General features: G+C 69.8%; 13 protein-coding genes. 6 read left to right on the forward strand and 7 right to left on the reverse strand.

Annotated elements, in window-relative coordinates; genetic code table 11:
* Nucleotides 1-163: 163 nt before the first annotated feature.
* Nucleotides 164-1183 (reverse strand): phytanoyl-CoA dioxygenase family protein, encoded by a 1020-nt coding sequence (locus tag FOY91_RS12290; protein ID WP_145152171.1) that lies wholly within the window; start codon nt 1181-1183, stop codon nt 164-166.
* A 207-nt stretch (nt 1184-1390) separates the two neighbouring features.
* Here FOY91_RS12290 and FOY91_RS12295 point away from each other — a divergent pair, with 207 nt between their 5' ends.
* From FOY91_RS12295 to FOY91_RS12310, 4 genes are all read left to right on the forward strand, one after another.
* A complete protein-coding gene (locus tag FOY91_RS12295) occupies nt 1391-2347 on the forward strand; it encodes an SGNH/GDSL hydrolase family protein (protein ID WP_145152174.1) in 957 nt (318 codons plus the stop codon).
* Entirely contained in the window at nt 2344-3795 is a 1452-nt protein-coding gene (locus FOY91_RS12300) for an SGNH/GDSL hydrolase family protein (RefSeq protein ID WP_145152176.1), read from the forward strand. The genes FOY91_RS12295 and FOY91_RS12300 overlap by 4 nt, the downstream gene beginning before the upstream one ends.
* A 149-nt stretch (nt 3796-3944) precedes the next feature.
* Nucleotides 3945-5342 carry an MBOAT family O-acyltransferase gene (locus FOY91_RS12305; protein ID WP_145152179.1) on the forward strand — a complete coding sequence of 466 codons (1398 nt, stop codon included), beginning with the start codon at nt 3945-3947 and terminating at the stop codon, nt 5340-5342.
* An 8-nt stretch (nt 5343-5350) separates the two neighbouring features.
* On the forward strand, nt 5351-5752 hold the full coding sequence (locus FOY91_RS12310; protein WP_238995653.1) for a hypothetical protein: 402 nt from the start codon (nt 5351-5353) through the stop codon (nt 5750-5752).
* A gap of 26 nt (nt 5753-5778) precedes the next feature.
* On the opposite strand, the gene FOY91_RS12315 is transcribed toward FOY91_RS12310, so the two are convergent.
* Together FOY91_RS12315 and FOY91_RS12320 are read right to left on the reverse strand one after the other, a co-directional pair.
* A complete protein-coding gene (locus FOY91_RS12315) occupies nt 5779-6309 on the reverse strand; it encodes a hypothetical protein (RefSeq protein WP_145152183.1) in 531 nt (176 codons plus the stop codon).
* Between the two features lie 111 nt (nt 6310-6420).
* Nucleotides 6421-7149, reverse strand: coding sequence for a fatty acid desaturase CarF family protein (locus FOY91_RS12320; protein ID WP_145152186.1), 729 nt, complete (start codon nt 7147-7149; stop codon nt 6421-6423).
* Nucleotides 7150-7196: 47 nt separating this feature from the next.
* Between FOY91_RS12320 and parC the strand changes: the two genes are divergently transcribed.
* Entirely contained in the window at nt 7197-9494 is a 2298-nt protein-coding gene (gene parC, locus FOY91_RS12325) for a DNA topoisomerase IV subunit A (protein WP_145152189.1), read from the forward strand.
* A 192-nt stretch (nt 9495-9686) separates the two neighbouring features.
* Complete coding sequence (locus FOY91_RS12330) at nt 9687-11360, forward strand: putative bifunctional diguanylate cyclase/phosphodiesterase (RefSeq protein ID WP_238995654.1); 1674 nt, start codon at nt 9687-9689, stop codon at nt 11358-11360.
* Here the strand turns inward: FOY91_RS12330 and FOY91_RS12335 are convergent.
* The 4 genes from FOY91_RS12335 to FOY91_RS12350 form a co-directional block, all read right to left on the reverse strand.
* Nucleotides 11336-12550 carry a CCA tRNA nucleotidyltransferase gene (locus FOY91_RS12335; RefSeq protein WP_145152195.1) on the reverse strand — a complete coding sequence of 405 codons (1215 nt, stop codon included), beginning with the start codon at nt 12548-12550 and terminating at the stop codon, nt 11336-11338. The two genes, FOY91_RS12330 and FOY91_RS12335, sit on opposite strands and share 25 nt — an antisense overlap.
* Before the next feature lies 1 nt (nt 12551).
* On the reverse strand, nt 12552-13154 hold the full coding sequence (locus FOY91_RS12340; RefSeq protein ID WP_145152198.1) for a CoA pyrophosphatase: 603 nt from the start codon (nt 13152-13154) through the stop codon (nt 12552-12554).
* Nucleotides 13151-13738 (reverse strand): DUF1285 domain-containing protein, encoded by a 588-nt coding sequence (locus FOY91_RS12345; protein WP_145152201.1) that lies wholly within the window; start codon nt 13736-13738, stop codon nt 13151-13153. Before FOY91_RS12345 ends, FOY91_RS12340 begins: the two co-directional genes overlap by 4 nt.
* A 54-nt stretch (nt 13739-13792) precedes the next feature.
* Nucleotides 13793-14318 (reverse strand): GNAT family N-acetyltransferase (locus tag FOY91_RS12350; RefSeq protein WP_420822884.1); only part of this gene is annotated, 526 nt, incomplete at its 5' end.

Genomic DNA, 14318 nt, shown 5'->3' on the forward strand with positions numbered 1-14318 from the left:
GTCAGACCGCCTCATGCCGAGACGAAACGCCCTCGACCTACGATGAACAGACCAAAATCCATGAACAACGCCGTACTGAAAGGATGATGCAATGCAGCATAGCCGATCGGAGAGGTAAACGATAGGTGCCGGCGATGCCGAACCCGCTATGGCGGGCGTCTCGTCAGGAATCGCGGGGTCGTTTGAGCCCGACGGAGCGCCAGGGTTGCCCCACATAGCGTTCCAGAACGTCGCGCGTCTTCCACAGTAGAGGAATCCGCCGTTCGGCGATGCCGCGCGTGCCGAGCAGGTCCAGCCCCGTCCACGGCAGGAAGGGATTGCGCCGGCCATAGGCCCAGATTTCCACGCGGGTGGAGGCGCGGGTGGCGCGCTTGCGGGCGTGGAAGCCGAAGGTGTCGGCCACCACCAGCGTGTTGGCGGGGGTGGCGAAGCTGCGCGCCGGCGGCAGGCCCATTCCGGCCAGCGCATCCTCGGCCACGCGAAAGGAGCCGCGCGCGGACAGGTGGTCGATCCCGGCCGGCGCGTTCAGGCTCGTCGCCCGCTCGAACGCCAGCCGCCCGGGGGTCAGCAGATGCGAGCCGGGCACGTAGCGGAACGGCCCGTCTTCCTCCTCCACGTCGGTGAGAAACAGCCAGGCCTTTACCGTGGGGTGGAAAGTATCGGCATGCAGCGCAGTCTGCGGATCGGGCGCGGCATCATGACGGCGGGCGAGGATCGTCTGGATATAGGCGAGCGGCTCGGTGGCGAAGCTGCCGGCATAGCGGATCGCGCCGCGCCACAGCGGATCGCGCAGCAGCGCGCGCGCCTGCGGCACGGCGGCCAGAAACGCCGGATCGAGCGCGATGCGGCGGGTGACGGTGTCGCCCTGCACCATCTCACGCGCGGGGGCGGGGTGGGCAAACACGGCATCGCGCAGCGCGACGAACGCCTCGGGCGGCAGGAAATCATGCCTGATGAGAAAGCCGTCGCGATCGAAGGCGGCGCGGTCCTCGGGCGCCAGCAGCCGCGCCAGCCGCCGCCGCCGCGCCCATGCCAGCCGGTGCGCCAGCTTCACCCGTGCCACGTGCAGCCCGCGTGCGTTCAGCCGCCGCGATCCGATCAGCGGATTGTCACGAAAGGATTTCGCGCCGGTCGCAAGCTGCGCCAGCCACCAGGGCGCGAGCAGGAAACGCGCGATCGACATGTTCGGCCGGACAACTCCGTTGACGGGTGGCGGGCGCTAGCAGAAATGCCCCCGCGCTGTCGATGGCACGGGGGGCCGCCGGCCATGCTCGCGAACGGGGCACGGCCCGGCGCTTTCCCCGCTCGACAGGCTCGCCGGCCGCGCGGTAAGGCCGCGCGCTTGGAAACAAGCGGCCCGGCGCCGTCTGATCGGGATCTGGTGACGGGCATGAGGACGCTGTTGACGCTGGCCGATCGCACGGCCGTCCTGTTCCTCGGCGTCGCGGCCGGTGCGATGATCGGCTACGCCTTCGCCGGATCGGGCGATGCGCCTGCTCCCCGTCCGGCGGTGACGCCCGCTGTCGCCCCGCCGCCGCCTGCCACCGGCAACCCCGCCGCCGGCCCGGGAAGGCCCGCCGCGGCCCCCACCGCCGAATGTGCGATCCCCTTCTCGCCGCATCTGCTGGAAACGGTGGCGGAGGGGCGCAAGGTGCGGATCGGCGTATTCGGCGACAGCTATGGCGATGGCATCTGGTCCGCGCTGTACCATCTGCTGCCCGCCAGGGCCGGTTACGAGGTCGCCAAGTTCAGCCAGCAGTCCACCGGCTTCACCCGCTATGGCAGCCTCAACCTGGAAGATCATGCGCGCGAACAGCTTTCCGGCAATCCGGTGGACGTGGCGGTGATCTCGTTCGGCGCGAACGATACGCAGGGCGTCATGTCCGGCAACCATGCGGCGAAATTGCTCGGGCCGGAGTGGCAGGAGATCGTCGGCAAGCGGGTGGACGGCTTCGTGCGCGAGCTGCGGGCGCAGGGGGCGATGGTCTATTGGGTCGGCCTGCCCAAGATGCGCAAGCCCGAGTTCGACGCCGACATCGCCGGCATGAACGCCTTCTATACGAAGCGAATGGCCGCGCTCGGCGTGCCGTGGATCGAGACCGCCTCGATGACGGTGGACGGCAACGGCGAGTTCGCCCCCTATCTGCCCGATGGCCCCTCGGGCGAGCGGACGCTGATCCGCGCCAACGACGGGATACACATGTCGATGACCGGCTATCTTCGGATCACGCGCGGGCTGGCCAAGCGCATCGACCGCTATGTGGCCGCCGCCCGCACGATGGCCGGAACGGACGCTCCGCCGCGCCCCGCCGCGCCCGCCGCCCCCGCGCCGGGGGTGCCGTCGTGATCGGCCTCGCGCTGGCGGCGGCGGCGAGCCTGACGGCGGCCGGCTGCGGCGACACGTTGTGCAACGCGCGCGTGCTCGACCCGTTCTTCGCCAAGCTGGCGACGGCGACCGACCGCACGCGCGGCCACCGCCCGGTCCACATCCTCCAGATCGGCGACAGCCATACCGCCGGCGACACCATCACCGGCGGCTGGCGGGACATCCTGCAGGCGCGCTACGGCAGCGGCGGGCGGGGCGTGATGCCTCCCGGGGGGCCGTATCAGGGCTATCTCACCCGCTGGGTCACCGCCGAGATGTCGCCGGGATGGCGGGTGGCCTCGATCTTCGGCGCAGGCTCCGCCCCGCCGCGGCCGATGATGGGCGTGGCCGGGTTCAGCATCACCTCCACCACCCCCGGCGCGCGGATCGCGCTGACGGCGGATGCCAACGAGGTGTTCGATCGCTTCACCGTGTGCGCTGCCGCCGGGCCGGATTCGGGCGCGCTCACCATCCTGATCGGGGGGCGGCTTGAACGGATGACCCTCGACGCGCCGGGCACGCGGGCCGAGTGCAAGACGATCACCACCGACCAGCCGCAATCGCGGGTGGAACTGGTCGCGGCCGATCGCCCGGTGACGATCACCAGCTGGGCCACCTTCCGCGATTCGGGCGGGGTGGCGCTGTCCAACGTGGGCGTGGTCGGCTCGCAGCTCGTCCACTTCTCGCGCAACGACGATGCGGTGCTGGCCGAGGAGATGCGCAGCTACAAGCCGGACCTGATCGTGCTGGCGTTCGGCACCAACGAGGGGTTCGCCCCCGTCTTCCGCCCGCAGGAATATGAGATCACGCTGCGCACCCAGATCAGCCGGCTGCGGCGGGGGGCCGGCAACGTGCCGATCCTGCTGTTCGGCGCGCCGGATGCGCTGACCCGCCGGCGCGAGCTGCTGTCGAACGCCCCTGTGGCCACCCCGGCGCCCTGCGTGGAGCCGCTGGTCGCGCAGCCGGTGGCGGCGCCCCGGCCCGTATCGCCGCCGGTGGTGGTCGCGGCGCAGTCTCCGGCGGGGAATGGCGTCGCAGGCGTCATGGCATCGCTGCGTGCCGCAGGCGACGTCCCTGCGGACGGCGCGGCCGCGCCGACGCCGCCGCCGGCCGCGGCGCCGGTCGCGACACCCGCACCTGCCCCCGTGCCGGTGGCCACGCCGCGCTATGCGGTGCGCGCCGATCCGCTGTTTCCACCCGCCGGGCTGGGCGCGGTGCGCGATGTGCAGCGCCGCGTCGCCGCCTCGCTCAACCTGGCCTTCTGGGATTGGGAGGCGCGGATGGGGGGGCGCTGCGCCGCTGTCGGGTTCGTGAAAGGTGCCGTGCCGCTGATGCGCGGCGACTATGTGCACTTCAACTCGGCCGGCGGTCGCGAGATCGCCACCCGCCTGCAGGCCGACCTCGACCGCGCGATGGCGGCGCGGCGGTGATGGCGTCGAATTCATGCCGTCATCCCGGTGAGTGCCGGGATCTCGTGCGGCCTGACGACCTGCCTTGTCGCACCTCACGCGAGATCCCGGCGTTCGCCGGGATGACGCAGGAGAGCAAGGGCGGCGTTACGACCGGAGCCGCACGCTAGATGCTGTTCCCGACGCTCACCTTCGGGCTGTTCTTCCTCGCCGTCTATGCGCTCGTCTGGGGTGTGGCGCGGGATAACGAGTGGCGCAAGATCCTGCTGCTGCTGGCAAGCTGGGTGTTCTACGGCGCGTGGGACTGGCGATTCGTCGCGCTGCTGATCCTCTCCGCGTTTCTCAACTGGGGCACTGCCGCCGCCATTGCCCGCACGGAGGGCGAAGGGCGGCGCAAGGCGCTGGTCACGCTGGGGGTGATCGCCAACCTCGCCATCCTCGGCTTTTTCAAATATTTCGACTTCTTCCTCGAACAGCTGGGCGTGGTGCTGCACGGCTTCGGCATCGAGCGCGATCTGCCGTTGCTGTCGATCATCCTGCCGGTGGGCGTGTCGTTCTTCACCTTTCAGGGCATGTCCTATCTGGTGGATGTGTATCGCAGGCGCGTGCCGCCGGCCTCGCTGCTGGACATGACGCTGCTGATGAGCTTCTTCCCGCATCTGGTGGCCGGTCCGATCGTCCGCGCGTCCGACCTGATCCCGCAGTTCGCGCGCGCGCCCAAGCTCGATCGCGGCATGGCGACGATGGGGCTGCTGCTGATTACGTGGGGGCTGTTCAAGAAAGCGGTGATCGCCTCGGAGCTTTCCGTCGGCCTCGTCGATCCGGTGTTCTTCGATCCCTCGGCGCACTCCAGCCTCGATCTGATCGCCGCCGCTTACGGCTATGCGGTGCAGATCTACTGCGACTTCTCGGCCTATTCGGATATGGCGATCGGGCTGGCGGCGTTGCTCGGCTACCGCTTCCCGCACAATTTCAACCAGCCGTATCGCGCGGCGTCGCTCCAGGATTTCTGGCGGCGCTGGCACATCAGCCTGTCGAGCTGGCTGCGCGATTATCTCTACATCTCGCTCGGCGGCAGTCGTGGCGGGCTGGCGAAGCAGTGCCGTAACCTGATGCTCACGATGCTCTTGGGCGGGCTGTGGCATGGCGCGAAATGGACGTTCCTGATCTGGGGCGGGCTTCATGGGGCGGTGCAGGTGATCGAGACGCTGTGGCGCAAGGTCGGGCTGCCGGGCCTGCCGCGTCCGCTGGCGATTTTCGTGACGTTCCATATCGTCACGCTCGGCTGGATCTTCTTCCGCGCCGACAGCTTCGACGGGGCGCTCGGCTATCTGGGCGGGATCGGGCGCGGGGACTGGGCGAACACGATCACCACGCCGCTGGCGGTGGCGCTGATGGGGCTGGGCATGGCGATCCATTTCACCCCGCACCATCTGATGCAGGGCATGGCGCTGCGGGTGCGGCGGGTGCCGGCGTGGGCGCTGGGTCTCGGGGTGGGCGTCACCATCCTGCTGATCGACGCCATGCGTTTCGAGGGGGTCGCGCCCTTCATCTACTACCAGTTCTGAGGTCCGCGATGCCCCCCATCATCAGACGTGGCAGCGAACTGGGGGCAGCGCCGCCGATCGTGGAGCGCTTCGTCGCGCGGGAGCAGGCGCCCCCGCCGGTGATGCACGGGGACGCTACGCTGTCGCCGGTGGACCTGCCCGGCAGCACCACCATCGGCGGACGGCCGCTGCTGTGGACGACCACGGCGATCTATCTTGCCGCCGCCTTCCTGCTGATGACCAACGCCACCGCGATCCACGGCTGGGCGGTGGAGCTGCCGCCGAACGCGCTTTCCGCCCGCGTGGTGACGATCACGGAACGGTGGGAGGCGACGACCGACAGGCTGGGCCTCGGCACCCCGCGCGCGGTGGTGCACGGCTGGTGGAAACAGGCGCAGGCGGCGCGGTTCGGCGCGGAACGGCCGGAGTGACCGGCGCGGTCGGGCCGGCGGCCCGTTCAGGCCACGTCGGCCACGATCTTGCGGTTCGCCCGACGTTTGCCGATCTCGCGCAGGCCCAGCGCCACCAGCCCCATGTAGGCGGCTGACAGGACGACCGATCCCGCCATGCCGCCGTAATTGCGGCCGACATCGAACTCGGGAACGGCGGCGACCGTCACGAACAGCATCGTGGCGTTGTTGACCAGCAGCTTGGCCTGCCCGCGCGTGAAGCAGAACAGCACCACGACGAGGATGACGCGCGAGACCACCATGCCGGCGGTTCCCGTCTGCGCCGGCATCACGATCAGCACCCAGGCCAGCGCGATCCCCGCCAGCGGGCCGAGCACGCTGGGGACGAAGGCGGCGGGATCCTGCTTCAGGATCGCGGCCCAGTAGATCAGGAACAGGATGCCGAACACCGGCATGCCCACCCCCAGCAGCGTGTGCAGGGCGAAGAACAACCCCATGAAGACGAAGACGCCGACCAGCACCACCGCCGTCATCGGCACGCTCAGCCGGGCGTGCGCGTCTTCAGGACCGTTCGACACACACTCTCCTGCCATTTTCTGTCGTCGGGCGTCATTGAGGGCGCCGGTCGGGACGGTGCCGCGTTCGCGACGGAGCGTCAATGTCCGCCGAGGCTGTATCCCCGCATCGTGTCAATAAGGCTCCAGCCCGCGCCGATCCATGCCGCCGCGCCGTTGCACCCACGCGAAAACGCGGTTCAGCACCGGGTTGGACCAGCCGCTGTTGGTGCTGAAATCGCGCGCCAGCGTCTCGTGGTGGATGTTGTGCGCCTGCGGGGTCATCAACAGGCCCAGCCGGCGCATCAGGTGGATGAACCACGGGTTGCGTTCGCGGTGCAGCGTGCCGTGGAAATATTGCGCGAAGGTGCCGCCCAGCAGGAAGGCGATCGCCCCGCCGGTGAACCAGCCCGGCACCGGCCAACCGGCCCGCAGCCCGGCCCAGCACAGCAGGTTCAGCGCCAGCGAGGCGGGCAGCGTCGCGATGATGACGGTGGAGCCGATCTGCCGCCACAGGTTGCGCCGGCCCAGCGCCAGCGGGCGGGGATGGTGGTTCTTGAAATCGAACACCAGCCGCTCGATCGGCCCGATCTGCCGCATCGTTTGGCCGAACAGCGTGCGATACTCGTCCGAATCGCGCGAGCCTTCGTAGAAATACAGCCGGTCCAGGCCGATGCCGCTGCGGCACGGGCGGTAATCCATATACATGTGGATCGCACCGGACATCAGGTCCGCCAGATACCAGCCGGCCAGCGCCGCCGGGATCAGCGCCCAGCCGGGCATGCCGACGAACCACAGGTTCCCCGCCAGCGACAGGCCTAGCGCCAGATAGGCGACCCACGCGAGAATGCCGTTGTCCTTCATCCCGGCCGCATAGCGCAAAGCCCGCGCCGCTGCTATCGCGCGAGCGCATGACCGACACCAAGACAGCCTCCGGCGACCCGTTCGACAGCATCGTGGACACCCCGTTCGACAGCGCGCTGTCCGGCCGGTATCTCGTCTATGCGCTGTCCACGATCACCGCCCGCTCGCTGCCGGACGTGCGCGACGGGCTGAAGCCGGTGCACCGCCGGCTGCTCTGGGCGATGCGGCTGCTGCGGCTGGATCCGGCGGCGGGCTACAAGAAGTGCGCGCGCGTGGTGGGCGACACGATCGGCAAATACCATCCGCACGGCGACCAATCGGTCTATGACGCGATGGTCCGCCTCGCGCAGACCTTCTCGCTGCGTTATCCGCTGGTCGACGGGCAGGGCAATTTCGGCAACATCGACGGCGATAACGCCGCCGCCTACCGGTACACCGAGGCCAAGCTGACCACGACCGCCGTGGAGCTGATGGCCGGGCTGGACGAGGGCACGGTCGACTACCGCCCCACGTACAACGGCGAGGAGGAGGAGCCGGAGATCTTCCCCGGCCTGTTCCCCAACCTGCTCGCCAACGGCGCCAGCGGCATCGCGGTGGGCATGGCCACCTCGATCCCGCCGCACAACGTGGCCGAGCTGCTCGACGCCGCGGTCCACCTGATCGACACGCCCGACGCCGATCCGCGCTCGCTGACGCAGTTCGTGCGCGGGCCGGATCTGCCGACCGGCGGCATCATCGCCGAGAGCGCCGCCAGCATCACCGAATCCTATGCCACCGGCCGGGGATCGTTCCGCGTGCGTGCGCGGTTCGCCGGGCGGATCGATGCCGACGGCAAGTGGCAGGTCGTGCCGGAAAAGGGCGCGAACGGCACTTGGACCCTCGTCATCACCGAAATTCCGTATCAGGTCGCCAAATCGAAGCTGATCGAGGACATCGCCGCCCTCATCAACGATCGCAAGCTGCCGATCCTGGCCGACGTGCGCGACGAATCGGATGCCGAGATCCGCATCGTGCTGGAGCCGCGCAGCCGCACGGTGGACCCGCAGGTGCTGATGGACGGGCTGTTCCGCATGACGGACCTTGAAAGCCGCATCCCGCTGAACCTCAACGTGCTCGACGCGCAGCGCACCCCGCGGGTGATGAGCCTGAAGGAGGCGCTGGCGGCCTGGATCGAGCATCAGTTCGTCGTGATGGTGCGCCGGGCCGAGCATCGGCTGGCCAAGATCGATGACCGCATCGAGCTGCTCGACGGCTATATCATCGCCTACCTCAACCTCGACCGGGTGATCGCGATCATCCGGCAGGAGGACGAGCCGAAGCCGGTGCTGATGGCCGAATTCGCGCTGAGCGACCGGCAGGCCGAGGCGATCCTCAACATGCGGCTGCGCTCCTTGCGCAAGCTGGAGGAGATGGAGCTGCGCCGCGAGCGCGATACGCTCGACAAGGAACGCGCCGGCCTCGCCGCGCTGCTGGCGGACGAGGGCAAGCGCCGCAAGAAGCTGAAGGCGGACCTTAGCAAGCTGCGCGAGCGCTATGGCGAGGAGACGTTCCTCGGCCGGCGCCGCACGCTGATCGAGGAGGCGGCGCCCACCCGCGACATTCCACTGGAGGCGATGATCGAGCGCGAGCCGATCACCGTGATCCTGTCGCAGCGCGGCTGGATCAGGGCGATGAAGGGGCATGTGCCGCTGGATCAGGCCGAAGCGCAGAAGTTCAAGGAAGGCGACGGCCCCCTGTTCGCCTTCCACGCGCAGACCACCGAGAAGCTGCTGCTGGCGACCGACCACGGCCGCTTCTACACGCTGGGGGCCGACAAGCTGCCCGGCGGACGCGGCTTCGGCGAGCCGGTGCGGCTGATGGTGGACGTGGAGGGCGAGGCGGGCATCGTCGCGCTGCTGCCGGTGCAACCGGGCGTGCGGTTGCTGCTGGCCGCGTCCGACGGTCGTGGCTTCATCGCGCAGGCGGGCGAGATCGTGGCGGAGACCCGGAAAGGTCGGCAGGTGGTGAACCTGCGGCCCGAGGTGAAGCTGCGCATCGTGCGGCCCATCGCGGCGGGCGAGGACTATGTCGCGATCATCGGCGACAACCGCAAGCTGGTCGTCTTCCCGATCGACGAGCTGCCCGAAATGACGCGCGGGCAGGGCGTACAGCTGCAGAAATATCGCGATGGCGGCATGGCCGATGCGATCACCTTCCGTTTCGAGCAGGGGTTGAGCTGGCCGATGGGCGGGGACACCGGGCGGACCCGTACCGAGGCCGACATGGCGCCGTGGCGGGTGGCGCGGGGTGCGACGGGGCGGATGCCGCCGGTGGGCTTTCCCCGTAGCAACCGATTTGTCGGCTAAAGTGTCCCACTATCGGGCGATATCGTGCTATGGTCAATTGCGACCCGTTTCAATTCTTGGCAAACTCTTAACCGGAATGACCTATCTCCACGAGCCATGCAGCGGGCGTTGAAACAGCATAAGGGAGAGGGCGCTCGGGGCGTTTCGGCAGCAGCCCCTCCGGCTGTCGTGCCGCTGGATGCGATTGCCGAGATGATCGTCTCGGCGCGGCAGGATTATCTCAACGCCCTTCCGATCGCCGCCGCCATCGTGGTCGACGATGCCGGCATGCCGGTCATCACCGCGCGAAATGGCCAGTTCGAGATGCTCGACATGATGTCGATGAGCGCGACCGAGGCCGACGACGATCCCCGCCCGCTGATTGAGCGCGAGCCGCTGTGCGGGCAGGTCCACGCCTTCCTCCTTACCGAGGAGGGCGCCACCCAGTTCGACTGGCACGATGGCGGCGGCGTGGGCGGGCGGCATTTCATCGTGCGCCTCGCGCGACTCACCATGTCGGCGGATCGGGAACGGCGCTGCATCCTCTCGCTGGTCGATCGCACCGCCGAGATCGAGAACGAGCGGTCGTTGCGCGCGGAGATGCTGCACGACAGCCTCACCGGCCTGCCCAACCGCGTCGCCTTCAACGAGGCGGTGGAACTGGCGATGGCGGAGGACGACGGGCAGGGGCGCTTCGCCGTGCTGGTCGTCGATCTCACCCGGTTCAGCCGGATCAACGAGAGCATGGGTTCGATCGCGGGCGACGAGCTCATCATCACCGTCGCCCGGCGGATCGTGAAGGCGTTGCGCGCGGGCGACATGCTGGCGCGCACCGGCGGGGACGAATTCGGCATCATCTTCCGGCTCGGCAGCAGCGGCGCCAAGGATGCGCTGGTGGCGGCCCGGCGACTGCAGACGACGATGGCGACGCCGTTTCGCCTGTCCGACCTTGAGATACGGGTCGATTGCGCGATCGGCTGCGCGCTGATGTCGGATCTGGTCGGCGGTGCCGAGGATCTGATCCGCAACGCCCAGTTCGCGCTCAAATGGGCCAAGCAGTCGGGGCAGGTGGAAATCTATCGCCCCGGTGAGGTCAGCGCCGCGCGGCGGCGGCTGAGCCTGGAGACGGAGCTGCGCCGCGCGATCGAGAACGGCGACCTCGACCTCGCCTTCCAGCCGCTGATCGACCTGTCGAGCGGGCGCGTGTCCGGCTACGAGGCGCTCGCGCGGTGGGAGCATCCGCAGCGCGGGCCGATCTCGCCGATCGAATTCATCCCGGTGGCCGAGGAAAGCGGGCTGATCGTACCGCTCGGCCGCTGGGCGCTCGACTCGGCCACGAAGACGCTGGCGGACTGGGACCGGCAGGCCGGACGGGTGATCGACGCGCACATGTCGGTCAATCTCTCGGCCATCCAGCTGGCGCGTGACGACGTGGCCGAGGCCGTGCAGGGCGCACTGTCGCGCAGCGGCATCAGCGGCGACCGGCTGACGCTGGAGCTGACCGAAAGCGCGATCATCGGCGATCCGGAGGGGGCGACGCGCGCGTTGCAGAACCTCAAGGATCTGAAGGCGACGATCGCGATGGACGATTTCGGCACCGGCTATTCTTCGCTCGCCTATCTCCAGCGCCTGCCGATCGACGTGCTCAAGATCGATCGCAGCTTCGTCAGCGGAATGCTTGCCGACCGCGACTCGGTGGCGATCGTCCGCGCGGTGCTGAGTCTCGCCGACGCGCTCGGCATGGCGACGACGGCGGAAGGGGTGGAGACGGCGGAACTGGCGCAGACGCTCGCGGCGCTCGGCTGCACGTCGGGCCAGGGCTATTATTTCGCCCGGCCGCTGACGCCCGACGCCGCCTTCGATTACTGGCGCACGCGCAACAACTGAGCGACCGCCTCGACGGCGCGGGTATGTTGCCAGTCCGCGTCGGGGAAGCCGGCCTCCACCCAGGCCCGCTCAATCGCCTGTAACGCCTGCGCCACCACCGGACCGCGCGTCAGCCCGAGCGCGATCAGGTCGCCACCGCCGATCGCGAGACGCGGCCGGTCCCAGCCAGTGATGGGGGCGAGCGTCCCTGCCTCGCCGGCGATCAACGCCCAGTCCGCCGCCGCCTCCGCGCCGATGCGATAGGCGAGTTGCGGCAAGCGATCGCCATGGGCTGCCTCGGGGGCCGCTGCATCGGTCAGGCGCTTCTGTGCCGCCTTCGACAGCTTCAGCCGTTCCGCCACCGCGCGCGCGACCGCCGGATCGCGCGGCAGCAGCGCCCCCAGCCGGCGCAACGCCGAAGGTGCGGCGCCCAGCGCGCCCTCGCGCGCCACGAGCCGGTCGAGCCGGGCCACGCCGGCCTCGTCGATCTCCGGCAGCACCGGCCGCAGGATGCCCCGCGCGTGCATCAGGGCGACGGTGGGGGCGGGGTCGGCGCCTCCCAGTAGCTTGAGCAGTTCGTCGGCGATCCGCTCGCGCGAGAGCGCCATCAGGTCGTTGGCGCGAACCGTGCAGGCGGCGAGCGCATCGGCATCGGGCGCCCCGCCGCCGAAACGGGCGTGGAAGCGGAAGAAACGCAGGATCCGCAGGTGATCCTCGGCGATACGGCGCAGCGGATCGCCGATGAACGCGACGCGGCCGGCGGCCAGATCGGCCAGCCCGCCGAAATAATCGTAGACCGCGCGTGTCACGGGATCGGCCGACAGCGCGTTGATCGTGAAATCGCGCCGCGCCGCATCCTCGCGCCAATCGTCGGTAAAGGCGACGCTGGCGCGGCGACCGTCGGTCGAGACGTCGCGACGCAGCGTGGTGATCTCGATCGGTATGCCGCCGGGCAGGATCGCGGTGACGGTGCCGTGGGCGATGCCGGTGGGCACCGCGCGGAACCCGGCCGCCGTCACCCGCGCGCTCACCTCGTCGGGCAGCAGCACCGTGGCGCAATCGACATCGACGACGGCGCGGCCCGCCAGCGTATCGCGCACCGCCCCGCCGACATAGCGGGTCAGCCCGCCCGGCGCACCCAGCGCATCGAGCAGCGGAGCAAGGCCGGCGCGGTCCTGCCAGTCGGCGTGGGGCAGCGTCGTCGGCGGCACGTCAGGCAATCGTCGCCAGCCGGCGCGAGAGGTTGACGATCATGCCGGCGGTGGCGCCCCAGATGCGGCGGTCGTTCCACATGATCTCGAAATAGCGCCGCTCGCGCCCTTCCCATTCCATCGCGTGCCGACCGTGGTTGCGCGGGTCGAGCAGGAAATCGAGCGGCACCTCGAAGATGTCGGCCACCTCCCCCGGGTGCGGCACCAGTGCGGTATCGGGGGCGATCAGCCCGATCACCGGGGTCACCTCGTAGCCGGTGCCGGTCTGGTAGCGGTCGGCGGTGCCGATCACCTGCACCGCCGCGCGGGGCAGGCCGATCTCCTCCTCGGCCTCGCGCAGCGCGGCGGCGACGGGGCCGTCGTCGCCCGGGTCCATCCGGCCGCCGGGAAAGGCGATCTGCCCGGCGTGCTGACGCATCGCGGCGTTACGCAGGGTGAGGAGCACGCCCGGCTCGGGCCGTTCGACGATCGGCACCAGCACGGCCGCCGGGGTGAAGCCCTGCGGGTAACGCTGGGCCAGATCGCGCGTATCGCCGCCGAGATAGCCATCGGCGTGCCGAACGCCGTCCTCCAGCGCGCGGCGCAGGCGCTCCGCCAGGGTCATGAGCCAGGCTCGAACGGAAAGAAGGCGCCGTCGCTCCACAGGCCGGCGGGGCCGGCGGCGTCGTCCGGTCCGCTCTCGTCAAGCGCCAGGGCGGCGGGATCGTAATAGACGCTGCGGGCGACCAGCGCCTCCAGCCCGCCGCGCACGCGGAGGTAGGGGTGGGGGCCGTCGTCCTTCTCCACCACCCGCAGGGCGTTATCCGGCCCGGCGATCACGACTTCGTCGGTGTTCAGGCGGAAGGCGAGGCGGCGATCGCGGCCCTCGCCCTCGCTCTTTACCTCCACCGCCACGAACGGCGCATCCTCCACCGCGATGTCGAGCTTCTCGCCGGGGGTGACGAGCACGTAGCCGCCATCCGCCTCGCGCCGCAGGATGGTGGCGAACAGCCGCACCATCGCCATCCGCCCGATCGGCGACCCCTGATGGAACCACGTACCGTCGCGCGCGATCCGCATCTCGCTGTCGCCGCAATGGGTCGGGTTCCAGCGCTCCACCGGGGGCAGGCGGCGATCGGCGACCGCCTGCGCGATCTCGGCGAGCGACAGCGTGCTCAGGTCGTCGGGCAGGGGGGTGGTCTCGGGCATGACCCCGCTTAGCCAGAGCGGGCGGGGGCCACAAGCGCAGCGCCGTTTCGGGCGCTACGAGGGCCGGCGCGGGCCGAGCGTGCCGGTGGCCGGCCAGTCCCCCGGCGTGGCCAGCCGGGCGAGCAGACGGTGCCGTTCCACCGGCCCCGGCACGCGCCACCCGCCGGTCGCGGCATCGGTGAAGCCGAAAAAGCGACCGTAATATTCCGGATCGCCGATCAGCACGAAATCGCGCGCGCCGATGCCGGTGGCGGCTTCGAACATCGTCTCGATCAACCGGCGGCCGATACCGTCGCGCTGCCGCTCGGGCGCCACGGCGACCGGCCCGAGCAGCACCAGCGGCAGCGTTCGGTCATCGTCGGCGATGAGCGCGACCGGCCAGCATTGCAGCGTGGCAACCAGAGTGGTGCCGTCGAACCCGGCAAGTGACAGCGAGGGCAGCCACCCCATCCCCTCGCGGATGCGATAGGCGGTGCGGCCGTGCCGGTCGGTGCCGAACGCCACGTCGAGCAGCGCCTCGACAGCCGCCGGATCGGCCTGCCCGAGCGGGGCGATGGTGGGCAAGGCGGCGGTCTCCGAC

The sequence above is a fragment of the Alterirhizorhabdus solaris genome (genome assembly GCF_007785815.1).
GTDB lineage: Bacteria > Pseudomonadota > Alphaproteobacteria > Sphingomonadales > Sphingomonadaceae > Alterirhizorhabdus > Alterirhizorhabdus solaris.